Source organism: Caproicibacterium amylolyticum (genome assembly GCF_014467055.1).
GTDB lineage: Bacteria > Bacillota > Clostridia > Oscillospirales > Acutalibacteraceae > Caproicibacterium > Caproicibacterium amylolyticum.
On the sequence record NZ_CP060696.1, the window covers coordinates 1827066 to 1851731 of the forward strand.

Below are 24666 nucleotides of genomic sequence, written 5' to 3' on the forward strand. Positions count from 1 at the left end.
GACAGTATGATGTACTATCTAACAAATGGGGTGACTTTTATGCCTACGGCAGCACCGAATAAGATAAGGTACAATAAGTTGCACAAATTCAAAAAGGTGTAAAAAGAGCGAGGTTTTCAGGTCTCGATAGCGTATAACAAACTTGCATACATGCGTACATAATATCCATCATACTCGCCACAAGCAAAACACAGGATTTCATTATGTACTACATTCTGATACCTTCTCCATAGCTGTTAGGTATGGAAAAAATAGCGCTTACCGTTATAAAGCACGATTTTATATATCTGTAAGGCTGACAAGTAGAACCGTTTTAGAACCGATAGGCAAAATAAAAAGCTGAAAGCCGTTGAAACTAATAGGCTTTCAGCTTTTGCTATCTTACTCCCACTCGATTGTGGCGGGTGGCTTGGACGTAATGTCGTACACAACACGATTTACACCTTTTACCTCATTGATAATGCGCTCACTGGACTTTTCAAGCACATCATAAGGAATGCGTGCCCAGTCTGCCGTCATAAAGTCACTGGTCGCAACGCCGCGCAGTGCAACCGTGTAATCATACGTTCTGCCGTCACCCATAACACCAACACTGCGCATATTGGTCAGTACAGCGAAGTACTGACTGATTTTTTTGTTCAAGCCGGCATTGGCCACTTCTTCGCGGAAAATCGCGTCCGCATCCTGCAGAGTAGCAATCTTTTCAGCAGTAATCTCGCCCAAAATGCGAATAGCAAGTCCCGGACCCGGGAATGGCTGGCGCCATACCAGATTTTCCGGAATACCAAGCTGCGTACCGACTTCGCGGACTTCGTCTTTAAAAAGGTCTCGCAGAGGCTCGATAATACCCTCAAAGCCAACGTCCTCCGGTAATCCGCCGACATTGTGGTGGCTTTTAATCGTTGCGGAGTTGCCTACGCCGCTTTCAACTACATCTGGGTAAATTGTACCCTGGCACAAAAAGTCCATTTTACCAAGCTTTCTGGATTCCGCCTCAAACGTGCGGATAAACCCTTCCCCGATGATTTTACGCTTCTTTTCCGGGTCAGTCACTCCCTGCAATTTCCGCAGAAACTGCTCACCGGCATTGACGCGAATCAGGTTCATATCAAACTGCTTGCGGAAAATCGTTTCAACCTGGTCGCCCTCGTCTTTGCGGAGCATACCATGGTCCACAAAAATGCAGGTCAGGTTTTTGCCGATTGCCTTGTGTACAAGCACCGCCGCAACAGAACTGTCCACACCGCCGGAAAGTGCGCAAAGCACTTTTTTGTTCCCGACTTTCTCCTGAATTTCCTGAATTGTCTGCTCAATAAAGGAGGACATCACCCAATCGCCCTTGCATTCACAAATATTGAACAGGAAATTTTTCAGAATCTGCTGGCCAAATTCCGTATGCTGCACTTCCGGATGAAACTGCACAGCATACAGCTTCTGCTCCGGATTCTCCATTGCGGAAATCGGGCAGGATTTGGAATCAGCCGTCACCCGGAAGCCCGCCGGCACTTCTGTAATGCGGTCGGTATGGCTCATCCAGCAGGCGGATGTTTTCGGCACCTGCTGAAACAGCGGACTTTCCGCATCCGTTACAGAAAATTCCGTTTTGCCGTACTCGCTCACTTCGCAGCCGCCAACCTTGCCGTCCAGTGTATACGCCATCAGCTGGGCACCATAACAGATTCCCAACACAGGAACGCCCATTTCAAAAAGCGCTTTTTCACAGTGCGGTGATTTTTCGTCATAAACGGAGTTCGGACCGCCGGTCAGGATAATACCTTTATAGTTCTTTTTTGCAAGCTCCTTCACCGGTGTTTTATAGCTTTTAATTTCACAGTAGACGCTGCATTCACGCACACGCCGTGCAATCAGCTGGCAATACTGGCCGCCAAAATCCAGCACCAGCACTGCTTCATTATTTACCATTCACGTAACCTGCTTTCCTGTTGAAATAAAAGGGCGCCAACACCCGAATTGCGTGTGCTGACGCTCGGTACTTTGAAATTTAACGGAAGATAATGTCGCTGCGCTTCGGGCCGTTTGAGAGAATCTTAAACGGCACACCAACTGCCTTTTCCGCAAAATCAATATACTTGCGGCAGTTCTCCGGCAGTTCTTCATAAGTCTTGATACCGCGGACATCGCATTTCCAGCCGGGCAGTTTTTCAAAAATCGGCTTGCAGCGCTTCAGCTGCGGCGTTGGCGGGAAGTAGTCAATACGCTTGCCGTCCAACTCATAGGCAACGCACACCGGAATTTCATCCAGATAGCCCAGTGCATCCAGAACGGTAAATGCAACCTGTGTTGCGCCCTGCGCCTGGCAGCCATAACGGGTTGCAACCAAGTCTAGCCAACCCATGCGGCGCGGACGGCCGGTTGTTGCACCGTACTCGCCACCGTCACCGCCGCGGCGGCGAAGCTCGTCCGCTTCCTCGCCGAAGATCTCGCTGACAAACTCGCCTGCACCAACGGCACTGGAGTATGCCTTCACAACGGTAATCACATCTTTAATTTCATACGGCGGAACGCCCGCGCCAACCGCACCGTAACCGGCCAGTGTGGAGCTGGAGGTCACCATCGGGTAAATGCCCCAGTCGGGGTCTTTCAAAGAGCCAAGCTGACCCTCCAACAGAATGGTCTTGCCTTGCTTAACTGCATCGTGCAGCATGGTAAAGGTATCCGCCACGTACGGCAGCAGCATTTCCTTGTACTCCATGAGCTTTTCGTAAACATCGTCCGCCTGCAGTTCCGGCTGATGATAAAGGTCGCGGAACAGTACGTTTTTAATGGAAAGGACATGGTCAATTTTTTCACGAATGCTTGCTTCGTCGTCAAAAAGTTCGGCTACCTGAAAACCGATTTTTGCATATTTATCCGAATAGAAAGGTGCAATACCGCTCTTGGTGGATCCAAAGGATTTGCCGGCAAGGCGGGCTTCTTCAAAGCTATCCAGCTGAATATGATAAGGCATAACCAACTGTGCGCGGTCAGAAACCACAACATGCGGCTTCGGAACTCCGCGGGACTCAATTTCTGTGATTTCCTGAACCAACTTTTCCGGGCTTAAAGCCACGCCGTTGCCAATCACATTGGTAACGTGCTCGTAAAACACGCCGGAGGGAAGCTGATGCAGAGCGAATTTACCATACTGATTTACGATTGTATGGCCGGCGTTGCAGCCACCCTGAAAGCGGACGACAAAATCGGCTTTTTGGGCTTCAACATCTGTAATCTTGCCCTTTCCCTCGTCGCCCCAGTTTGCGCCTACAATTGCTTTAATCATAGTAAAACTCCATATTTTGCCGCGCCGCTGCGGACAGATCATTTTCTTTTCAGACACTGCACATCAAACGTGCCGGCTGCCATGCGGCTGGATTTTGGCAGCGCTTTATAAACACAGTTTAACATAAAAACATACGAAAGTAAACGCTTTAAGCAGTTTATACGTTGATTGAAACCGCGTCATCTGAAACGCCGCTGTACTTCGTTAAAACTGGTGCGACTGTTTCTTCCAGAAACTCCACCGTCTGCTGCGGTGCGCGTCCGACATACTTTTCCGGTTTAACGACTTCCTTCAGTTCCTCCAGTGTCACACCAAACAGCGGGTCGCCTGCAATGCGCTGCAGCAAATCGTTTTCGCCGCCCTCTTCCTTGACCACCTTGCTGGCAGCCATAGAGTGCTGGCGAATCCGTTCGTGCAGTTGCTGGCGGTCACCGCCGCGCTTTACTGCGTCCATCATGATGTTTTCCGTTGCCATAAACGGCAGCTCGCGGGAAAGATGCTGTGTAATTACTTTCGGGTAAACAACCAGACCATCCGCAACATTGCGGTACAGATTCAGAATACCATCCACCGCAAGGAACGCCTCCGGCACGGAAATGCGCTTGTTGGCGGAATCGTCCAGTGTCCGCTCAAACCACTGTGTAGAAGCGGTCATGGCCGGGTTCAGCGCATCTGCAATCACATAGCGGGAAAGTGACGCAATGCGTTCACTGCGCATCGGGTTGCGTTTGTACGCCATTGCGGAAGAACCAATCTGGTTTTTCTCAAACGGCTCCTCTACTTCCTTGAGGTGCTGCAGCAGGCGGATGTCATTGCTGAACTTTGCCGCGCTCTGTGCAATGCCCGAAAGCACATTCAAAACCTGACTGTCCAGTTTGCGGGAATAGGTCTGGCCGGAAACCGGGAATACACCGGCGTAGCCCATCTTTTCCGCAATCTTTTTATCCAGAGCCTTCACCTTTTCATGGTCGCCGTCAAACAACTCCAAAAAACTTGCCTGTGTGCCGGTGGTGCCCTTGCTGCCAAGCAGCTTTGCTTTGCTCAGCTGGTACTGCACATCCTCCAAATCCATCAGCAGGTCCTGCATCCACAAAGTTGCACGCTTGCCGACGGTGGTGGGCTGGGCAGGCTGAAAATGCGTAAAAGCAAGGGTCGGCTGGTCTTTTTGCCCGCGTGCAAATTTAGAAAGCACACGCAGCACATTAACCAGCTTTTCCTCTACAATTTTGAGCGCTTCGGTCATGATAATAATGTCGGTATTGTCGCCGACATAGCAGGAAGTTGCGCCCAGGTGAATAATCGGCTCCGCCTTGGGGCACTGCACGCCAAAAGCATACACATGGCTCATTACGTCATGGCGCACTTCTTTTTCGCGTGCTTCTGCAACCTCATAGTTAATATCATCCTGATGCGCTTTCATTTCGTCAATCTGTTCCTTCGTTACTGGCAGACCCAGTTCCATTTCGGACTCCGCCAGCGCAATCCACAGGCGGCGCCAGGTACGAAACTTTTTGTCCGGAGAGAACAGATATTTCATTTCTTTGTCCGCATAACGCGCAGAAAGCGGAGATTCATACGTATCCTTCAAGTACAGAGTTCCTCCTTGTAAAAGGTTTTATGCGGCAGCGGTTTACACACGCTGTATTGGCATGGAATAATCGAATTTTTTATCTGCTACGGAAACACTCGGTGTAGGTGCCGGATAATTGCCGGTAAAGCAGGCATCACAGAAACCGCCCTTAACCCCCAGCATTGGTGCCAGGTTTTCCACATGCAAATAATCAATGGAATCCGCAAAACTCATTTTGCCGATCTCCTCAACGGTATGCTGGCAGGCAATCAGGCTGTCTTTATCCGGAATGTCGGTGCCGTAGTAGCAGGGCCACATAAACGGCGGTGAGCTGATGCGCAGATGCACTTCTTTCGCACCGGCGTCACGCAGCATTGTAACAATGTGTGCACAGGTGGTGCCGCGAACAATGGAATCATCCAACAAAACGACCCGCTTGCCACGGAACGCGCCCGGAATCAGATTCAGCTTTAAGCGAACACTTCTTTCACGCTCGCCCTGCGTTGGTTTAATAAACGTGCGGCCAATGTAAGTATTCTTTACAATGCCTTTTTGATACGGGATTCCGCTTGCTTCCGCGTAACCGATTGCCGCGTCAATGCCGGATTCCGGCACACCAATAACAACATCCGCTTCCACCGGTTTTTGTTCCCACAGCAGGCGGCCGGCACGCTTGCGCGCTTCATAAACGTTGATGCCGTCAATAATGCTGTCCGGGCGGGCAAAGTAGATGTACTCAAAAACACAGAGGGACTTGCGCTGATTGGTCGGCTCCTGTACCACATGCAGGCCGCCGCGGTCTGCCATCACGATTTCACCCGGCTCAACATCGCGCACAAAGGAAGCACCGCAGGCATCCAATGCGCAGGTTTCGGAGGCAAACACATAAGTGTTCTCGCCGATTTTACCAATGACCAGTGGGCGGAAACCGTTGGGGTCACGCGCCGCAATCAACTTCTGCGGACTCATAATAACCAGTGAGTAGGAACCCTGAATGCGCGGCAGTGAGCGCCGCACTGCTTCTTCAATGGAAGGCGCATTCACACGTTCCTGCGCAATAATATAGGCAATCGCTTCCGAATCAATGGTTGTCTGGAAAATACAGCCTTTCTGCACCAGCTCTTCATGCAGTTCATAGGCATTGGTCAGATTGCCGTTGTGAGCAATGGCAAGTGTACCCTTTACATAGCGCATGACCAGTGGCTGCGCGTTTTCACGCACACTTGCGCCCGCGGTAGAGTAGCGCACATGGGCGCACGCCATCTGCCCCGGCAGGCTGTCCAGCACTTTTTTGTTAAAGGCTTCGCTGACCAGCCCCATTTCCTTGGAATATGACATGACCCCGCGGTCATTCACAACAATACCGCAGCTTTCCTGCCCGCGGTGCTGCTGGGAAAGCAGACCGTTGTAGGAAGCGTAGGCAACATTTACAGAAGCATCCGGACTGCAGATGCCGAACACACCGCATTCCTCATGCGGCTTTTTTTCGTACGCAAATTCACTGAGCAAAAAGTTTCGCCCTCCTCGCATAGAACAGGTTTCGGTTGTCTTTTTACAGATTTTACAGACCAATGCGCTTCATAACTTCTGCATATGCTTCCTCAACACCGCCAAGATCACGGCGGAAGCGGTCCTTGTCCAGCTTTTCATGGGTCTTTACATCCCAGAAGCGGCAAGTGTCCGGGCTGATTTCGTCCGCCAGCAGGATCTGGCCCTTGTAGCGACCGAACTCCAATTTGAAGTCGATGAGGTCAATGTTGACAGAAAGGAAAAATTCTTTCATCAGTTCGTCAATACGCAGTGTCATTTTCTTAATGGTATTTACTTCTTCTTCAGTTGCCCAGCCCATTGCCAGCACATGGGAGGTATTCACCATGGGGTCATCCAGCGGGTCAGACTTGTAGCAGAACTCCAGCACTGGGCATTTTAGAGCAGTGCCCTCTTCCACGCCGAGACGTTTGGAAAACGAACCGGCGGCCACGTTGCGGACGATAACTTCCAGCGGAACGATCTGCACTTTTTTCACCAGTGTATCACGGTCGCTGAGTTCCTCAACAAAATGAGTCGGGATGCCATCTTTTTCGAGCATTTTAAACATAAAGTTGCTCATTTTGTTGTTTACAACGCCTTTGCCGACAATGGTGCCTTTTTTTTTGCCGTTAAACGCGGTTGCGTCGTCCTTGTAGGAAACGATGCACAGGTCAGGATCTTCTGTAGCGAACACCTTTTTTGCTTTGCCTTCGTACAGCTGCTCTGTCTTTTCCATAAGAAAATACCTCCGTTGCTATTTTTATATATGTTAGATAATAAAATGAACAGACGAAATAATGAATTGCGGTACCGCCCTTGGCTGCTTTCCGTCGCTTTCTGAGAAAGCGACCGCAGTGTGGCGCGAGTAGCGCCACGGCCTTTCTCAAGCCCTTAGTATCCTCAGAAGCGCTCGCGGGTTTGGGAGCCTGCAAGTCAGGCTCCCAAGGTCTTGATCTTTGCCCTTTTACCGAGCACTGTACCAAAGCAGATTCTTTGCAGCGTGGCTTCGCCGCCGCAGAAAACACTGCTGCATATCCCTTTTACCACATAAGGGTCTAAAGTCGTGGCGGGCTTCGCCCCCACACCCCTAGTCGCTTTCTAAGAAAGCGACAGAAAGCAATGAAAGGGCAACTTTATTATACCAAATTCAAAAACGTATTGACTCTGGTAATATCCACCACGCTGAGCTGTGTGGTCTGCACCTGCTGTGCACAGGTCAGGAATGCGTTCGCGGTATCCAACGAAGTCAGGCAGGTCACGCCGCACTCAACTGCCGCACGCCGGATGGCAAAGCCATCTCTGCTGTGCTGCGCGGTAGTAGTTGGTGTATTAATGATTAAATCAATCTTGCCGGAAGTAACCAGCGTAAGCGTGTCGCGCTCACCTTTACCAATTTTGCAGACGCGGATAGTCGGAATATCGTGATCATTCAGGAATTCGGCAGTACCAGCGGTGGCGTAAATTGTCCAGCCAAGGTCATAAAGTCCCTTTGCAATCGGCAGGACTTCTTCTTTATCGCTGTTTTTCACGGTAATAACAACGCGGCCATTCTGAATCATGTGAACACCCGCGCCGTAGAATGCCTTAATCAGTGCTTCATTATAAGTGTGCGCAATGCCCAACACTTCGCCGGTGGACTTCATTTCCGGCCCAAGGTTAATTTCCGCGCCGCTGATTTTTTCAAAGGAGAACACCGGCATCTTAATGGCAATATAATCATGCGGCTTCTGCAGACCGTACTGATAGCCCATTTCCGGCAGCGTTTTGCCGAAGAATGTGTTGACCGCAAGCGGCACAATCGGGATGCCGGTCACTTTGCTGATATACGGAACTGTACGGGAAGAACGCGGGTTTGCCTCAATGATGTAAACCACGTCGTCCTTTACAATGAACTGAATGTTGAGCAGACCCTTTACTCTCAGTGCCATCGCCAGCTGGCGAGTGTAGGAAATGATTGTTTCCTGTGCTTCTTCGCTGATACTGACCGGCGGATACACGGAAATACTGTCGCCGGAATGAATGCCCGCGCGTTCCACGTGCTGCATGATGCCGGGGATAACAGAATCAATACCGTCGCAGACAGCGTCCACTTCCACTTCGGTGCCCATAATATATTTATCGACCAGAATCGGGTGCTCCTGCGCAATGCGGTTGATAATGCCAATCTGGTTGACAATGTCCGCGTCCTCGTACGCAATCTGCATTCCCTGCCCACCCAGTACATAAGACGGACGAACCAGAACCGGATAACCCAACTCATGTGCGGCGGCAATCGCTTCGTCACAGGTAAAGACAGTACGGCCGGCGGCACGCGGAATTTTGCAGGTATTCAGGATTTCGTCAAAACGCTCGCGGTCTTCCGCGAGGTCGATGCTGTCGCTGGAGGTACCAAGCACCGGCACGCCCATCTTTTCAATCGCAGCGGCAAGCTTAATGGCAGTCTGGCCGCCAAACTGGCAAACAGCTCCGTCCGGCTTTTCCAACTCTACAATGTGCTGCACATCTTCCGGTGTCAGCGGCTCAAAGTACAGCTTATCGGCAATATCAAAGTCGGTGGAAACCGTTTCGGGGTTGTTGTTGACAATAATAGTTTCATAGCCGAGCTCTTTAAGTGCCCACACGCTGTGAACCGAGCAGAAATCGAATTCAATGCCCTGTCCGATACGAATCGGGCCGGAACCAATGACCATAATCTTCTTGCGGTCAGACTTCGGGTCAACCTCGTTCTGTGTGCCGTAGCAGGAATAATAATACGGCGTTTCCGCGTCAAACTCCGCGGCGCAGGTATCAACCATTTTAAAGACCGGATGAATATTCCACTTGTCTTCCAATGCACAGATTTCTTCCTCTGTCTTGCCGCACAGCTTGCTGACGGTGCTGTCGAGGAAGCCAAAATTCTTTGCCTGCAGCAGCAGTTCTTTGGTCAGGGATTGTGTTTCCAGTTCCTTTTCCGTTTCAACGATTGCCGCAAGCTTGCCAAGGAACCACGGGTCAATCTTCGTGATTTCGTGGATTTTTTCCGGCGGAACACCGCGGCGGATAGCTTCCGCGCAAACCCATAGGCGGCGGTCATCCACATTGTACAGGTGCTTTACAATTTCGTCATCCGGCAAATCTTTCAGCGACGGGTCGCGCAAGCTGTAAAGGTTCTGCTCCAGGCAGCGCACAGACTTCATCAATGCCATTTCAAAGTTCGGTGCAATGCCCATGACCTCGCCGGTGGCTTTCATCTGCGTACCCAGCGTGTGACCGGCACCGATGAATTTATCAAACGGCCATTTTGGGATTTTTACAACGCAGTAATCCAGTGTTGGCTCAAAGCAGGCAAAAGTTTTCTTTGTAATTGCATTTTTGATTTCGTCCAGTGTATAGCCTAATGCAATCTTGCTGGCAACCTTTGCAATCGGGTAGCCGGTCGCTTTACTTGCCAGTGCGGAAGAACGGCTGACGCGCGGGTTTACTTCAATGACGCAGTATTCAAAGCTGTTGGGATTCAGCGCAAACTGCACGTTGCAGCCACCCTCAACACCCAGCTCTGTGATAATATCCAAAGAAGCAGTGCGCAGCATCTGTGTTTCTTTATCTTCCAGTGTCTGGCACGGTGCCACAACAATGGAGTCGCCGGTGTGAACACCGACTGGGTCAAAGTTTTCCATGTTGCAGACGGTAATGCAGTTGCCGTTGTGGTCGCGCATCACTTCGTATTCGATTTCTTTCCAGCCTGCGATGCTGCGTTCAATCAGCACCTGATGCACACGGCTGCGCTGCAAACCCAATGTTGCAATTTCTTCCAACTCTTCCTTGTCTGCAGCAATACCGCCGCCACTGCCGCCAAGGGTATAGGCAGGACGAACAACGACCGGATAGCCGATACGGTCTGCAATTTTAAAGCAGGTTTCCAAGTCCTCCGCAACTTCGCTTTCCGCGCAGGGTTGGTCAATACGTTCCATTGCCTCTTTAAAAAGTTCGCGGTCCTCCGCCATGCGGATAGTGTCGGCACTGGTGCCAATCATCTCCACATTGTGCTCTTTCAGAAAGCCGGATTCTTCCAGTTCCACCGCGAGGTTCAGGGCGTTCTGCCCGCCCAGTGTCGGCAGGACGCTGTCCGGTTTTTCCTTGATAATGACTTTTTTAACGGTTTCCGCTGTCAGCGGCTCAATGTAAACCTTGTCCGCAATCTGCTTGTCCGTCATAATCGTTGCCGGGTTGGAGTTAATAAGGATAACTTCAACTCCTTCTTCACGCAGAGCGCGGCAGGCCTGTGTGCCTGCATAGTCAAACTCCGCGGCCTGACCAATGATGATTGGGCCGGAACCAATAATAATAACTTTCTTAATTTCAGGACGCTTACTCACAGCCGCTCACCTCCAACAACTTTCAAAAACCGGTCAAACAGGAAGCCCGTATCGCGCGGACCACCGCATGCTTCCGGGTGGAACTGCACCGAGAAGCACTTTCCGTTTGCGTAGTTAATCCCCTCCACACTGCCGTCATTCATGCTGATAAAACTGACCTTGGCAGCAGCGGGGTCAATGGTTTTTTCGTCCACTACAAATCCGTGGTTCTGCGAAGAAATATATACACGATTGGTGGAAAGGTCTTTTACCGGGTGGTTGATGCCGCGGTGACCATACTTTAATTTGTAGGTATCAAATCCCTGCGCCAGAGCCATCAGCTGATGTCCCAAGCAGATAGCAAAGGTCGGCACACCGGCGGCGTAGACCTTTTTCAGCTCCGTAATTGCCTTGCCGCATTCTTTCGGGTCGCCGGGACCATTGCTCAGCATAATGCCGTCCGGCTTCCACTCCATTACTTCTTCAAAGGGAGCATCCCATTGGAAGCACTTCACCGTGCAGCCGCGCGCAACCAACGAGCGGATAATATTGCTTTTTACGCCATAGTCCATGAGTGCAATTTTCACAGCGCCGTCACCGTAAACATTGCCGCCGCGCACGCTGACTTCCGGCACGCAGGACTCCAGCTGATATGCTGCAATTTTCTGTTTCATAGCCTCTGTATCCACATTGTCGCCGTACGCAATCATGCCGCGCATGGTGCCGCTTTCACGAAGCAGGCGGGTCAGTGCACGTGTGTCAATTCCCTGCAGACCCGGCACATGGTGCGCTTTCAAATAGGAATTCAAATCAATATCACAGCGGAAATTGCTTGCCACATTAGAAACAGAACGTACAATGTAAGCACTCAACCAAGGTTTTCCGGACTCTGCATCCTCATAGCAAATGCCATAGTTGCCAATCATCGGGTACGTCATGACAACACCCTGTCCCGCATAAGAAGGATCAGTCAGCAGTTCCGGGTATCCGCACATGGCACTGTTGAATACAACCTCGCACAGGACATCGTGCTCATCGCCAAATCCGGTTCCAGCAAATGTCGCGCCATTTTCAAGCATCAGCAATGCTTTCATGAAATCACCAGCCATTTCTTTAGTATTCTGTCCTGCCGCATTTCTGTGCAGGTAAAATTTCTTTTTCCTCTATCCGCTTATCAACGTGTAATCCCACATCTGCGGACAGAATGATTCCCCCAGTCGCAGGACAAATTCATCTGGCGGTCTGAGGGAGTTATTCATTTATGCTTATGTGAACTGCTCAACGATACGCTGAACTGCTTTTTCTGTGTTCTCTTTTGTATTAAAGGAAGTAAGGCGGAAGAAGCCCTCTCCGTGGATACCGAATCCAGAGCCGGGTGTACCAACGACTGCGCACTTTGTCAACAGTTCGTCAAAGAACTGCCAGCTAGTCATACCGGCAGGCACCTTCATCCAAACATAGGGCGAGTCTACACCGCCGTAAACAGTGAATCCGGCTTTTTTCAAGCCCTCGAGGATAATACGGGCATTATTTTGGTAATATGCAATATTTTCGCGTACCAGCTTTTGCCCTTCTTCGGAATAGACTGCCTCTGCGGCACGCTGAACAGGATAGGAAACACCGTTCATTTTGGTAGACTGACGGCGCGCCCACAAACGGTTCAAGGATACATCCCCAACTTTCAATTCTTTAGGAATGACCGTAAAGCCGCAGCGGGTGCCAGTAAAGCCCGCGGTTTTGGAGAAGCTGCGGAATTCGATTGCACAGTTCTTAGCACCCTCACACTCAAAAATGCTGTGGGAAACGCCGGGGGTAACAATGAAGGCCTCATAGGCGGCATCGTACAGAATAACGGAGCCGTGCTCATTGGCATAATTGACCCACGCCTGCAGTTTGGTTTTCGGCATGCTGACACCGGAGGGGTTGTTCGGGAAACACAGGTAAATCAAGTCCGGCATTTCATCCGGGAAAGACGGCAGGAAACAGTTTTCCTCCAGACAGGGCATATAAACAATTTTGCTCCAGCCTTTTCCCTCAGTAAAGTCACCAGCACGGCCGGCCATAACATTGGTATCCACATAAACCGGATAAACCGGGTCGCAGACAGCAACAACATTATCCAGACCAAAGATATCGCCGATGGAGCCGGTGTCACTCTTTGCGCCGTCGCTTACAAAGACTTCGTCCGCAGCAATGTTCAAACCTTTATAATCATGATTGGCAATTGCTTCCCGCAGAAAAGCATAGCCATTTTCAGGGCCGTAGCCACGGAAAGTTTCCGCATTGCCCATTTCATCTGCAGCTTTTTTCATGGCATCCACCACAGGTTTTACCAGTGGACGGGTAACATCGCCTATTCCCAGACGCAAGATTTCCTTGCCTGGATTTTTCTTTTGAAAAGCATCCACTTTATTTGCAATGTCCACAAACAAATAACTCGCAGGCAGCTTTACAAAATTTTCGTTCACCTTTACCATCTGTTCAGTTCCCCCTTCAGCAAAATATCAAACTGCTTTATCACAAGAAACTACCGACAGACAAACCCATCCGCCGTAGTTTTTTATGCATCTACTGTACCGTCAAAAACGAATGCCGCCGGACCTTCCATAAAGACAGAGCCTGTCTGCTCATCCCACTGAACAGTCAGGTCGCCGCCGCGCAGATGCAGCCGCACCTGCCGCCCGGTTTTCCCATTCAGTGCACAGGCCACTGCCGATGCGCAGGCACCAGTGCCGCAGGCCCATGTTTCGCCGGAACCGCGCTCCCAAACGCGCATTTTTACCTCTTTTTCACTGATGATCTGAATGAATTCGGTATTGACACGCTGCGGGAAAATGGGTGCGTTTTCAAACGCAGGACCAATTTTCTCCAAGTCCAGCGCATCCACATCGTCCACAAAAAGTACGCAGTGCGGGTTGCCCATGGAAACGCAGGTGATGTGCTCCTCTTTCCCATTTACTGTATAAGGAACATTGACAACACATTCACCCGGCATCTGCACCGGAATTTCCACCGGTGTCAGAATTGGCGCACCCATATCCACGCGCACAGTCTGCACAGCATCGTTTTCCACATGCAGATAAAGTGTTTTAACACCGCTCTGCGTGTCCACACGCAGAGGATTTTTTTTGCAAATGCCGCGGTCATAAACGTACTTGCCCACACAGCGGATGCCGTTGCCGCACATCATGGCACGGGAGCCGTCCGCATTGTAAATATCCATTTCACAGTCGGCTTCCTCGCTCGGCTTAATCAAAATAATACCGTCGGAGCCGATTCCAAAGCGGCGGTCGCTCAAGCGCACACTTAGTGCGGCGGGATCCTCCACTTTTTCTTCGAAACAGTTGATGTAGATATAATCGTTGCCGATTCCCTGCATCTTTGTGAATTTCATTTTCCGCCCTCCACCTGCAAAAATAAAGAATGCGGCAAGGCTGCTGTTTAAAACTGCACCTCCTTGCCGCAAAATTTCAATATTGCTGTCTTTTTGACGCTTTTACTATTCTATTCTATTTTCGGTTTGCTGTCAATGAGTTTTTGCATGGAAAGTTCCTGCATTGCCCACGCAGCGGTGGTTGGTTTAGGCGCTGTTTTGGCCAATTTCCCGATTTTTCAAGACTTCTCCGGCAATATCACTGAATTCTCATGCAAAGGCAGCAGGGAATTCTGCAAGTTGAAGTGTATATAATTGTAATTTTAATTTTATTTGTCCGTACTTTTCACCAATCTGCGCAGCAATCTGCATTTTCAAATAACAAAATCAGCGAAAGCAAATAGAAATCTTGAAAGATTCGTCAAAAAAATATTCAAAAATTTATTGTAATCCTTGCTTTGCTATGCTAAACTAGACGGGTAAGAAAAGTGCATTGGCTATGCATAATCAAAATCAGGAGGCAAAACTTAATATGTCGTATGTAAGTGAAACACTGGAAACCGTACTGCAGAAAAACCCCGGTGAGCCGGAGTTCCATCAGGCTGTTACAGAAGTGCTCCAGTCGCTGGAGCCTGTACTGGCAAAACATCCGGAATACGAAAAAGCTGGCATTCTGGAGCGCCTCACAGAGCCTGACCGCGCGCTTCGCTTCCGCGTAACATGGGTTGATGATGCGGGCAAAGTACAGGTAAACCGTGGCTACCGCGTACAGTTCAACTCCGCCATCGGGCCTTACAAGGGCGGCTTGCGCTTCCACCCCAGCGTGAACTTTGGTATTCTGAAGTTCCTCGGCTTCGAGCAGATTTTCAAAAACAGCCTGACCGGCCTGCCCATCGGCGGCGGCAAGGGCGGCTCTGACTTTGACCCGAAGGGCAAGTCTGACCGCGAAGTCATGGCATTCTGCCAGTCCTTTATGACAGAACTGTACCGCCACATTGGCCCGGATACAGATGTTCCTGCCGGCGACATCGGTGTCGGCGGCCGTGAAATCGGCTATTTGTTCGGTCAGTACAAGCGTATCCGCAACGAGTTCTCCGGTGTACTTACCGGCAAGGGTCTGCCCTACGGCGGCAGCCTTGCCCGCACCCAGGCCACGGGCTACGGCCTCCTGTACTTCACAGATGCCATGCTGCGCGCCAATGGCAAGTCTATTGCCGGCAAGACCATTGTCATCTCCGGCGCAGGAAACGTTGCTATTTATGCCGCAGAAAAAGCCATTGCACTCGGCGGCAAGCCTGTTACCATGAGTGACTCCACCGGCTGGGTCTATGACGCAGAGGGCATTGACCTGGATGCGATTAAAGAAATCAAGGAAGTCAAGCGTGCACGCCTGACCGAGTACAAAAAGTACCGTCCCAACTCCGAATATCATGAGGGCCGCGGCGTATGGACAATTCCCTGCGACATTGCCCTGCCCTGCGCAACTCAGAATGAGCTGAACCTTGACGACGCAAAAGCGTTGGTCAAAAACGGCTGCTTCGCAGTTGCCGAGGGTGCGAACATGCCCAGCACACTGGACGCGACCAAGTATTTGCAGCAGAACGGCATCCTCTTTGGGCCTGCAAAGGCTGCAAACGCAGGCGGCGTAGCTACCAGTGCACTGGAAATGAGCCAGAACAGCATGCGCTACAGCTGGACATTTGAAGAAGTGGACAGCAAGCTGAAAAACATCATGGAAAGCATCTTTGCTAATGCTGCTGCAGCAGCCAAAGAGTACAGCCAGCCGACCGATTATGTAAGCGGTGCAAACATTGCAGGCTTCGTAAAGGTTGCAGAAGCTATGCTCGCACAGGGTGCGGTCTGACACTGACATACACTTTTCCACTGCATTGTCTTTTGGGAATGTAAAATAAAAAAGAGTTGCATTGAAAGTGAAAAAGACGCCTTCGGGTTTTTGCCGAGGGCGTCTTTTTCTGTGTAAAAAATGAATTTACGGTTTTCTCATGCCGTTGCAAAGCACAAGAACCCCATTGGCTTTATAAAAGGCATCGTTGTCACTGAGCACATCAATCGAACACGCCGGCCACTGTTCCTGCACAATTCGCAAAAGCCCCGTTCCAATCCCCCGCCCGCGGAATTCGCTGTCCACAATAATTTCGCAGCAGTAGATAGTAAAGCTGCCGTCCGTAATACAGCGGACAAATCCGCAGTACACATCCTCATTTATGATATTTTCCGTGGTTCAAAATCTGAAACGCCCGGTAAATTTGTTCGCAGAGCATCACCCGCGCAAGCTGATGCGGAAAGGTCATCGGTGACATGGAAAGACACAGACGCCCAGCATTTTTTACAATCGGCGCTAACCCGAAGCTACTGCCGATCACAAACGAAACTCTGCCGGCACTTTCCACTGCCGCCTGCTGCAGATGCTTTGCCAGTGCAGGTGAATCCAGTTCCTTTCCCTCTATGCACAGCGGGATGACCTCGCCTCCCTTGCAGGCAGCCAAAATGTGTGCCGCTTCTTCTTCCAAAGCCGCATCAATCTGCGCCTGTGACGGCGACTCCGGTAGTCTGCTTTCCACCAATTCTGTAATCTGAAAGTCCGCAAAAGGACGCAGGCGTTTTTCATACTCCGCACATGCCTGCCGCCAATAAGCTTCCTTTAGTTTTCCCACACACACGATCTGCACTTTCTGCATTAAAACACCGTGACCTTTCCCGGATTTTCACGCGGCGCCACTTCCAGCAGAAAGTCCCGCCCCTGCTCAGCGCCCATCTGCGTAAGTGCACAGATGCTGGTTGCACGCGCCAAGTCCGGCGTGTTGTTTTCCTTGCTCAGGTGTGCAAGAAAAATGCGTGCCGTGCCGCTGCTCACCAAGCCTGTTACAGCCTCGGAACAAGCCGCATTGGAAAGGTGGCCCCGGTCAGACAGAATCCGACGCTTCAGCGGATAGGGATACGGGCCGTTCTGAAGCATGCCAATATCATGATTGGATTCCAGCACAATCAGCTCCGAACCGGTAATGTTTTGCCGCACTTCATCAGAAAAATAACCCAAGTCCGTTGCAAACGCGACCTTGTGGTCATCCGCCGTTTCCACACAGTAGCCGTACCCCTCGGCGCAGTCGTGGGAAGTATGAAACGGATGAATCCGCATACCGGCGCACTCCGTTCCCTCCATACCCAACACTTCTGTAGGAAATTTCCCATTCAATATTTTCATCTGCTCCAGTGCCTGCATGGTTCCGGCAGAAGCATACACAGGGACACCGAGGCGGCCTGCCAACACGCGAAGCCCCTGCACATGGTCTGTGTGTTCATGTGTCACAAAAATGCCGCGTACAGCTTCCCTGGAAATTCCACAGGCATCCAGCTTTTCTGTAATCTGTTTTGCACTGCGCCCTGCATCCACAAGGATCCCCTCTTGTGCAGAACCTATGTAATAACTGTTCCCGCTGCTGCTGCTGAACAGTGGACAAAACCTTGCCATTCTTTCTTATCCTCCGCTGTTAAGTTAAAAAGAACGGGACAGAACGATAAAACTCGCCCGCCCCGTAATTCTGTAGTTCACTTTATACTGCTTGTGCTTCTTCATCGTCCCGCACAGTTATACGGCGTATATCCGCACCGATGCCCTGCAGCTTTTCCACGATATGCTCATATCCGCGCTCAATATTGCGTATCTGTTCAATTTCAGAAGTACCGTGAGCTGACAAGGCTGCAATTACCATGGCTGCGCCGGCACGCAAGTCCGTTGCCTTTACAGGTGCTGCATTCAAATGGTCAATGCCTTCCACCACAGCAAGCTTGCCATCTACAGAAACCTGTGCGCCCATCCGCTTGAGTTCATCAATGTAACGGAAGCGGTTGTCCCACACACTTTCGTTTACAATGCTGGTGCCCTTTGCGATAGAGAGCAAAGCCGTAATCTGCGGCTGCATATCCGTTGGAAAGCCAGGATGCGGCATTGTCTTAACATTGCACTTATTAAGCTTGCCAACGTAGCGCACACGCACCGCTTCATCATATTCAGTAACTTCCAATCCCATTTCTTCCAGTTTTGCGGTAATGGATTCTAAATGTTTAGGAATTACATTGGTAACAGTAACGTCGCCATACGTGGCAGCTCCGGCCACCATATACGTTCCCGCTTCAATCTGGTCGGGAATAATGGAATAGGTAACACCATGCAGATGCTCCACACCATAAATTTTAATAACATCTGTGCCAGCGCCGCGAATATCCGCACCCATTGTATTCAGAAAATTGGCAAGGTCAACAATGTGCGGTTCCTTTGCAGCGTTCTCAATCACTGTCATGCCCGAAGCCTTTACAGCAGCCAGCATAATATTAATGGTGGCACCTACAGAAACAACGTCCAAGTAAATGCTGCTGCCTTTCAGACTTGATGCAGAAACATTTACCATACCGCCTTCCAGCGTATATTCTGCGCCCAGCGCAGCAAAACCTTTCAAATGCTGGTCAATCGGTCGTACACCAAAGTCACAGCCACCCGGCATGGAAACAATCGCGTGGTTGCAACGCCCTAAAAGTGCGCCGAGAAGGTAATAAGAACCGCGCATCTGCCTTGCAAGTTCATACGAAGCAACATAAGTGCCGATTGGCCGCGGATCAATCAGCAGTGTGGAACGGTTCACCCAGTGAATATCTGCACCCATATCATGCAGAATACGAACCATTGCGTTTACATCTTTAATATTCGGTACATTTTCAATTCTGCAAGCTTCATCAGAAAGAATTGCTGCGGGGATAATTGCGATTGCCGCATTTTTTGCACCGCTGATAACAACTTCCCCTTTTAGTTGTTTTCCACCATTAATCAAGAACTTATCCAAGTTCTGCCAACTCCATTCCTTGATAGTCTTTCTGCAAGAAACGTCCGACAAAAGTAGTATGGCTCAAATATGTAAAATATTGAGCAGCACTTTGTACCACTTTTTTCCATTCAGCTTCCGTTTATGTTTCTGTACCGCCAGCACACACTTGCGGCACTTCAAATTCATAGATTATGTAAATACATCTTTATGATAATACAGCAAGTAAGCACAAATGTCAACCAAAAAGCATCCGCAATCTTTTACATCAGCGCACTTGCACAGACAGCTGTAGCTTTGTTTTTTGTTGAAACTGCCGTAAACGCCTATTATTTTTCAGTTGCTCCGCACCGCAAAAGTTCCCATATAACTATAATAATATCGGATTCTTTTCTTATAACTGGAACACAACCTATACATTTCAACAATTCTTAGTTATACAAAATTGCGGCGGTCAGTCTGTAAAGCAGACTGGCTGCCGCAAAAACTGTTTACTTTTAAATTGACAAGCAATTTGCTTTACTGCTTGACTGTAGTACTTTTCTGATAGGCAGTCAAGCTTTGCTGGCTGCTGAGCCTTGCAGCTTTTACCATGTTCTGCGCTTTAGCGGTATCTACCTTCTGTCCCAGGTAGGAAACCACTTTGGCAGTATCTGCAGAAATTAGATTCGTCGGATTGATTTTTTCACCGTTTTTGTGCACTTCAAAGTGGCAGTGCGGTCCGGTCGAATGGCCGGTGCTGCCTACCAGAGCAATTAACTGCCCCTGTGCAACCTTCGCGCCCTGTGAAATGAGCAGCTTGCTGGCATGCCCATAAATACTTTCAAAACCATTACCATGGTCAATGACAACATAATTGCCGTAACCACTATCGTCATATCCAGCAAAGACAACCGTGCCGCCGTCAGCTGCATAAATAGGCTGCCCCATAGCATTTGCGCCGGAAAGGTCAAGCCCGTAATGGAAAGTTCCCCACCTTGCCCCGTAGCCGGAAGTAATATCCGTTAGTGTTGGGGTTGGCCACATGAAGCACCCGGTAGCTTCACCTGCTGTACTTGCACGTGTTTTGGTACCTTTTACCGTTACTTCTGTTACCGGCGCCTTGTCACGGCTGACATGCAGCGTCTGGCGTGAAATTTCACGACCATTGACACAGGTCACTTCATAGGTAGTTGTCTGCTGGCCGGCAACACCTTTTGCTTTCACTGCAGTCTGATCTTCATACATAGAGTTTGAAGTGACAGTCTGTTTTTCGTAGGCAATGCCGGAAGTGACGGCCTCGGTACGCTTAGTCTGCACTGTCAGCAGCTTCTGCTGCGGTTCCAACTGAATGACATCACCTGCGTGCAGGCTTTGTAAATTCAAATCCGGATTTGCCTCCTTCAGTTTGGCTGAGGTAAGCCCATTTTTCTTAGCAATCATTTCGGCGGTATCGCCGCGCTCCACCGCATAGGTCTCGGTCTGCCGGCGGTTGCCGCAAATCAGCACCAACATGGCATCATTCGTTACAATGGAAGTATCCTCATATTCGCCCGGAACGATTTCAATTTTATTCATGAATGCAGCATCCGTGCAGCCGGAACTTGCCTTTGCGTTATTCAGCACTGCAACAAGCATGTCCTGCAGCTTGTCGCTGTCATAAATTGCACCAATAAAGCTGCCATCAACATAAAGGCCGGTTGCCGGCTGCTTTACGACCGGCGTATTGGCCGCAAGCAAAAGCGCAGTTGCATCTGTTCTGGCAGAAATCGGGCCATCAGACAGAGCAAATCGAAGCGCCGGCTGCTGCTCTGCCTTCATAGCTGCGGTTGTTTGAAAAAAACTTGCCTGCCGCAGTTCCACCTGTGCCTGATGAACCTCATCCGTCCATGCGTGCGCAGCATATGCAGAACCCGCCACCAACAGCACAGCCAGTGCCGGAAGTGCAATGCGTGCTGTATTTTTCAGCATGGAAACCGACTTTTTTTCTTTGCCGGGCTGCAGCCGCGGCTCAGCAACGTTCAAATTTTTTGGCTCCATATAAGATGTCCCTTCTGACATATTTTCAAATAGAATTTTGAGTACGGATATCATTATAAGCCAAAAGTTACAGAAATGCAACTATTTTTCATCGACAAAAAGCCTAATAATCCTTATGGTAGGAATTCATTTGATGGCAGTTTATATTGATTCGGTTAGATTCACTGGTTACAAATCCGATTTTTTGGATTTTGCGCTTGAAAAAATTACGATTTATAAACAAGGTCGGTTTCTTTCCAGCCGGAAATGACCGGCAGGAAGTTCTTTGCTTCCTTTACAGCACCGCCCAGATCGTGTTCCTTATAATTTCCGCACTCCTCCGGTTTTGTTCCGGGGATTTCGCCTTTCCAGTCCGCAATCTGTTGAAATGTCTCAATAATCAGTGTGATGGAATCCGCAGGGGACAAATCCCGCACCAAAAGGTAAAAACCAGTACGGCAGCCCATGGGACCAAAATAAATCACTTTGTCAGCAAAACGGCTGTTGCGTGCGGCGGTTGCAAACAGATGCTCGATTGTATGCAGCGCATCCTGCGCAAGAAAAGGCGGCTTGTTCGGTGTACGCATCCGAATATCATAGGTTGTAATGTCGCCGTCTATTCGGGAAGTGTAAATCCCGGGGGTAAGTTTATTATGGTCTACACAGAAACTTGCAATTCTTTTCATACTGCTTTCTCTCCTGTTTTGTTCAATGTTTTTTGAATCTGCGCCGCGTTCCAGCGGTTGATCTCTTCTGCGGCCAGCGGAATGGTTTCATCATAAAGCTGTAAAAATGTGCGGCTGTCCTGCTTTTCTCCGGTTTGCCACACTGCCTGTGCCACATTTGCATAGTCAAAGCTGCCATCTTCCGTGAAACTGCGCAGGCGGCTGGACATTTCGTGCAGTCTGCCGTTTTCCCGCCGCAGGTAAAACACGCGTTTCAGCCCGGTACGGTCTGTCATTCGGCGATACAAGCGCCTGCATTCATCCGCTGCCCTGCTGCACAATATCTCGGTATTCGGCAATTCCGCTTTTTCCAGCAAGCCGGCATACATTTTTGCAAATGCAGCCTGCGCGGTTCCCGACTTGGGCAAGGCCTGTAAAAGTGAAAATTCTGTTGGCAGCACGCCGCATTCGTACCGCAGCAGAATAGAGTCCAATGCGGATTCCTCTTCATTTTTCCAGATATACTTCGGCTGGGAACTATCCCGCCTGTACATCTGTTCCGCGCACCAGGCCACAAAGGGTGCAGCCGCACGCTCCAGCTGTTCGCTGCAAAGAAATCCCATCGCACAGGAGCGCAACGCATCGCTTTCCACCCCACTGCAGCAGTCATGAAGCTGTACAGAAAGGTCCGCCAACGACTGTTTGGCAAGCTGCCCCGCCGCAACTGTCAGCCTGCTGTCCTGTAAAGCGTCAAGCACTACCGTACCCTGCGCACCCCAAAGGAACGCGTCTTGATTTGGTATCTGCTGCCCTGCTTTGTACAAAGCTTCCTGCACCCGTTTAGCAAACAAATAATGAACGATTGCTGCAGGCATACTGCCGCCTCCCTTTTCTAAGATTAGTCGTATTGTAGCACATTTCCTGAAAAATAGCTACCGAACTCTGATGTGCTGGAAATGCAGCTTTTGCAGCATTTCGCAAAAATCTTTTGGAAACGGTGCTGTTACACACTGTTCCCCACCGGTCGGTGAAGTAAACTGTGCGCTGCCGCAGTGCAGTGCCTGTCGGCCAATCCACTGACGCCCACCGCCGTAAAAATCATCTCCCGCAAGTGGATGCCCGATAGACGCCATGTGTACCCGTATTTGATGAGTTCTGCCGGTTTCCAGTACGCATTTCACAAGTGTATGTCCGCCAGCACTTTCAACCGCCTGCCAGTGTGTTACCGCCGGGCGGCCGTTTTCACATACGCACTGCCGCACTTTGCTGCCCGCCTGCGGACCAATCGGTTTTGCAACCGTTCCGCTGCCGTCAAATTCACCCTCGCAGACAGCCCAATAAATTTTCTGTACAGTCGGCGGCACTGCAGATGCCGAGTAGCGGTCCTTTGCCAGCAAAACAATGCCGGTGGTGTCACGGTCAAGGCGGTAAAGCGGGTGAAATACCGGTGTTTCCCCACGGCCTTCCAAGTACGTCAGTGCAACATCCCGCAGTGTACCGGTTAATTGACCAGCACGCGCGTAAATAATCATTGCCGCAGGTTTATCGGCTGCCAGTACTGAAGCATCCTCGTACAGTACCGCAAGCGGCGGCGCCCCGTTGGGATGCACCGGCAAACGTTCCTGCTCCTGCGGAAGCCGCAGGGTAATGACTTCACCGGCGTGCAGCTTATCCGTTGCAATTCTCTGCTCACCCGCCACTGTAATTCCATGTTCCACCCGTTTGCACTGCGCCAGCAGACGTGTAGAAACACCACACGGGCCGCGCAGAAAACCGCGCACGCGCACGCCTTCATAGCGTTCCGGTACTGTAAATGAAAACTCCCGCATACTTCCTCCGTAAAAAATGCCACTCCGCACCGCAGAGTGGCATTTCATTTTCTGTTAAGTAATGATTTAGCAGACCTTTGTTGTCCAGCCCATGTCATCAGGCAGTTTGCCCCACTGGATACCGGTCAGGGTATCGTACAGCTTCTGGGTCAGCTTGCCGGTTTTACCGTTATTGATCTTTGCAACCTCGCCCTCATAGCGAAGCTCACCGACCGGAGAAATAACCGCAGCTGTGCCGGTACCAAAAACTTCTTCCAGTTTGCCTTCTTTGCCCGCCTTCATAACGTCGGCAATCGGCAAACGATCAACAGACACTTTGTAGCCCCACTTCTTCAACAGTTCAATGCAGGACATACGAGTAATGCCCGGCAGAACCGTACCAACAGTCGGTGCCGTGTAAACAGTACCGTCAATCTTGAAGAAGCAGTTCATAGAACCGACTTCTTCCACGTACTTGCGCTCTACACCATCCAGCCAAAGAGTCTGGCTGTAACCAAGTGCTTCTGCGGTTTCCTGAGAAATCAAGGAAGCCGCATAGTTACCGCCGCACTTAATGTAGCCGGTGCCGCCGGGAGTTGCGCGAACGTACTTGTCCTCAACATAAATCTTAACCGGATTCAGGCCGGTTTTGTAGTAAGCGGCAACCGGGCAGCAGATGATGATAAATTGATAAGTTTCAGCCGGCTTGACACCCAGATGTGCTTCTGTAGCAATACAGAATGGACGAATGTACAGGGACTCGCCTGCCTGTGTCGGCACCCAATCTTTTTCTACCTTGACCAGTGCTTTAATGGCAGCAACAAAATCTTCCTCCGGCACGACTGGCATACACATACGCTCATGGGTAGATTTAAAACGAGCGGCATTCTTTTCGGGGCGGAACAGTTGAATGGAACCGTCCGGTGTACGATAAGCTTTCATGCCCTCAAAAGACTCCTGTGCATAATGCAGGACCATAGCGGCAGGGTCAAGCTGCAGCGGCGCATACGGTACAATGCGTGGATCATGCCAACCGGTACCCTCTGTATAATCCATTACAAACATGTGGTCTGTAAAAATGGAACCAAATGGCAGCGGATCACCCGGCGCTGGTTTGGTTTTTGGCGTTTTTGTCAGTTCGTAACGAATCTCCTGCATTGAAAATGCCCTCTTTCTCTTGATTGCTTTCTATTTTAGCACTTAAACAATAATCTGACAAGTCACTTGCCTTGTTCTCATTATTGCACAGGCCAAAACAAAAGAATGTAAAGTC

General features: G+C 50.1%; 19 protein-coding genes. 1 reads left to right on the forward strand and 18 read right to left on the reverse strand.

Going from position 1 to position 24666, the window contains the following annotated elements; genetic code table 11:
- Positions 1-381 precede the first annotated feature (381 nt).
- The 9 genes from guaA to dapF form a co-directional block, all read right to left on the reverse strand.
- A complete protein-coding gene (guaA, locus tag H6X83_RS08790; protein ID WP_212506119.1) occupies positions 382-1923 on the reverse strand; it encodes a glutamine-hydrolyzing GMP synthase in 1542 nt (513 codons plus the stop codon).
- A gap of 79 nt (positions 1924-2002) precedes the next feature.
- Entirely contained in the window at positions 2003-3280 is a 1278-nt protein-coding gene (locus H6X83_RS08795; protein WP_212506120.1) for an adenylosuccinate synthase, read from the reverse strand.
- 157 nt (positions 3281-3437) lie between these two features.
- Complete coding sequence (gene purB, locus H6X83_RS08800; protein ID WP_212506121.1) at positions 3438-4868, reverse strand: adenylosuccinate lyase; 1431 nt, start codon at positions 4866-4868, stop codon at positions 3438-3440.
- A 42-nt stretch (positions 4869-4910) separates the two neighbouring features.
- Entirely contained in the window at positions 4911-6359 is a 1449-nt protein-coding gene (gene purF / locus H6X83_RS08805; RefSeq protein WP_246419140.1) for an amidophosphoribosyltransferase, read from the reverse strand.
- 52 nt (positions 6360-6411) lie between these two features.
- A complete protein-coding gene (gene purC, locus H6X83_RS08810; RefSeq protein ID WP_212506122.1) occupies positions 6412-7116 on the reverse strand; it encodes a phosphoribosylaminoimidazolesuccinocarboxamide synthase in 705 nt (234 codons plus the stop codon).
- A gap of 400 nt (positions 7117-7516) precedes the next feature.
- Positions 7517-10735: a carbamoyl-phosphate synthase large subunit gene (gene carB / locus H6X83_RS08815; protein WP_212506123.1), complete on the reverse strand. Its 3219-nt coding sequence runs from the start codon at positions 10733-10735 to the stop codon at positions 7517-7519.
- Positions 10732-11808, reverse strand: a complete 1077-nt coding sequence (locus H6X83_RS08820; protein WP_212506124.1) for a carbamoyl phosphate synthase small subunit — start codon at positions 11806-11808, stop codon at positions 10732-10734. The genes carB and H6X83_RS08820 overlap by 4 nt, the downstream gene beginning before the upstream one ends.
- A gap of 171 nt (positions 11809-11979) precedes the next feature.
- Positions 11980-13191: an LL-diaminopimelate aminotransferase gene (locus tag H6X83_RS08825; protein ID WP_212506125.1), complete on the reverse strand. Its 1212-nt coding sequence runs from the start codon at positions 13189-13191 to the stop codon at positions 11980-11982.
- 83 nt (positions 13192-13274) lie between these two features.
- Positions 13275-14108 carry a diaminopimelate epimerase gene (dapF, locus tag H6X83_RS08830; protein ID WP_212506126.1) on the reverse strand — a complete coding sequence of 278 codons (834 nt, stop codon included), beginning with the start codon at positions 14106-14108 and terminating at the stop codon, positions 13275-13277.
- Positions 14109-14619: 511 nt separating this feature from the next.
- Here dapF and gdhA point away from each other — a divergent pair.
- The gene (gene gdhA, locus H6X83_RS08835; RefSeq protein ID WP_212506127.1) at positions 14620-15951 is read left to right on the forward strand and encodes an NADP-specific glutamate dehydrogenase; all 1332 of its coding nucleotides are present in this window, start codon (positions 14620-14622) and stop codon (positions 15949-15951) included.
- Positions 15952-16077: 126 nt separating this feature from the next.
- Here gdhA and H6X83_RS08840 read toward each other — a convergent pair whose 3' ends face one another.
- From H6X83_RS08840 to H6X83_RS08880, 9 genes are all read right to left on the reverse strand, one after another.
- Positions 16078-16302, reverse strand: a complete 225-nt coding sequence (locus H6X83_RS08840) for a GNAT family N-acetyltransferase (protein ID WP_212506128.1) — start codon at positions 16300-16302, stop codon at positions 16078-16080.
- Positions 16303-16306: 4 nt separating this feature from the next.
- The gene (locus H6X83_RS08845) at positions 16307-16786 is read right to left on the reverse strand and encodes a 23S rRNA (pseudouridine(1915)-N(3))-methyltransferase RlmH (protein ID WP_212506129.1); all 480 of its coding nucleotides are present in this window, start codon (positions 16784-16786) and stop codon (positions 16307-16309) included.
- Positions 16786-17577 carry an MBL fold metallo-hydrolase gene (locus H6X83_RS08850; protein ID WP_212506130.1) on the reverse strand — a complete coding sequence of 264 codons (792 nt, stop codon included), beginning with the start codon at positions 17575-17577 and terminating at the stop codon, positions 16786-16788. Before H6X83_RS08850 ends, H6X83_RS08845 begins: the two co-directional genes overlap by 1 nt.
- A gap of 82 nt (positions 17578-17659) precedes the next feature.
- Positions 17660-18943 (reverse strand): UDP-N-acetylglucosamine 1-carboxyvinyltransferase, encoded by a 1284-nt coding sequence (locus H6X83_RS08855; RefSeq protein ID WP_212506131.1) that lies wholly within the window; start codon positions 18941-18943, stop codon positions 17660-17662.
- 498 nt (positions 18944-19441) lie between these two features.
- The gene (locus H6X83_RS08860) at positions 19442-20941 is read right to left on the reverse strand and encodes a M23 family metallopeptidase (RefSeq protein ID WP_212506132.1); all 1500 of its coding nucleotides are present in this window, start codon (positions 20939-20941) and stop codon (positions 19442-19444) included.
- Positions 20942-21147: 206 nt separating this feature from the next.
- Positions 21148-21606 carry an S-ribosylhomocysteine lyase gene (locus H6X83_RS08865; RefSeq protein WP_212506133.1) on the reverse strand — a complete coding sequence of 153 codons (459 nt, stop codon included), beginning with the start codon at positions 21604-21606 and terminating at the stop codon, positions 21148-21150.
- Positions 21603-22460: a hypothetical protein gene (locus H6X83_RS08870; RefSeq protein ID WP_212506134.1), complete on the reverse strand. Its 858-nt coding sequence runs from the start codon at positions 22458-22460 to the stop codon at positions 21603-21605. The genes H6X83_RS08865 and H6X83_RS08870 overlap by 4 nt, the downstream gene beginning before the upstream one ends.
- Positions 22461-22517: 57 nt before the next feature.
- Positions 22518-23414, reverse strand: coding sequence for an RluA family pseudouridine synthase (locus H6X83_RS08875; RefSeq protein ID WP_212506135.1), 897 nt, complete (start codon positions 23412-23414; stop codon positions 22518-22520).
- Positions 23415-23480: 66 nt separating this feature from the next.
- On the reverse strand, positions 23481-24551 hold the full coding sequence (locus H6X83_RS08880) for a branched-chain amino acid aminotransferase (RefSeq protein ID WP_212506136.1): 1071 nt from the start codon (positions 24549-24551) through the stop codon (positions 23481-23483).
- Positions 24552-24666: the final 115 nt, after the last annotated feature.

Coding starts and splice junctions, on each gene's coding strand:
- H6X83_RS08880 (WP_212506136.1), bottom strand. CDS start 24,551: ATGCAGGAGATTCGTTACGAACTGACAAAAACGCCAAAAACCAAACCA.
- guaA (WP_212506119.1), bottom strand. CDS start 1,923: ATGGTAAATAATGAAGCAGTGCTGGTGCTGGATTTTGGCGGCCAGTAT.
- H6X83_RS08820 (WP_212506124.1), bottom strand. CDS start 11,808: ATGAAAGCATTGCTGATGCTTGAAAATGGCGCGACATTTGCTGGAACC.
- H6X83_RS08850 (WP_212506130.1), bottom strand. CDS start 17,577: ATGGCAAGGTTTTGTCCACTGTTCAGCAGCAGCAGCGGGAACAGTTAT.
- H6X83_RS08865 (WP_212506133.1), bottom strand. CDS start 21,606: ATGAAAAGAATTGCAAGTTTCTGTGTAGACCATAATAAACTTACCCCC.
- H6X83_RS08860 (WP_212506132.1), bottom strand. CDS start 20,941: ATGGAGCCAAAAAATTTGAACGTTGCTGAGCCGCGGCTGCAGCCCGGC.
- H6X83_RS08870 (WP_212506134.1), bottom strand. CDS start 22,460: ATGCCTGCAGCAATCGTTCATTATTTGTTTGCTAAACGGGTGCAGGAA.
- gdhA (WP_212506127.1), top strand. CDS start 14,620: ATGTCGTATGTAAGTGAAACACTGGAAACCGTACTGCAGAAAAACCCC.
- purC (WP_212506122.1), bottom strand. CDS start 7,116: ATGGAAAAGACAGAGCAGCTGTACGAAGGCAAAGCAAAAAAGGTGTTC.
- dapF (WP_212506126.1), bottom strand. CDS start 14,108: ATGAAATTCACAAAGATGCAGGGAATCGGCAACGATTATATCTACATC.
- H6X83_RS08845 (WP_212506129.1), bottom strand. CDS start 16,786: ATGCAGAAAGTGCAGATCGTGTGTGTGGGAAAACTAAAGGAAGCTTAT.
- H6X83_RS08825 (WP_212506125.1), bottom strand. CDS start 13,191: ATGGTAAAGGTGAACGAAAATTTTGTAAAGCTGCCTGCGAGTTATTTG.
- H6X83_RS08875 (WP_212506135.1), bottom strand. CDS start 23,414: ATGCGGGAGTTTTCATTTACAGTACCGGAACGCTATGAAGGCGTGCGC.
- H6X83_RS08795 (WP_212506120.1), bottom strand. CDS start 3,280: ATGATTAAAGCAATTGTAGGCGCAAACTGGGGCGACGAGGGAAAGGGC.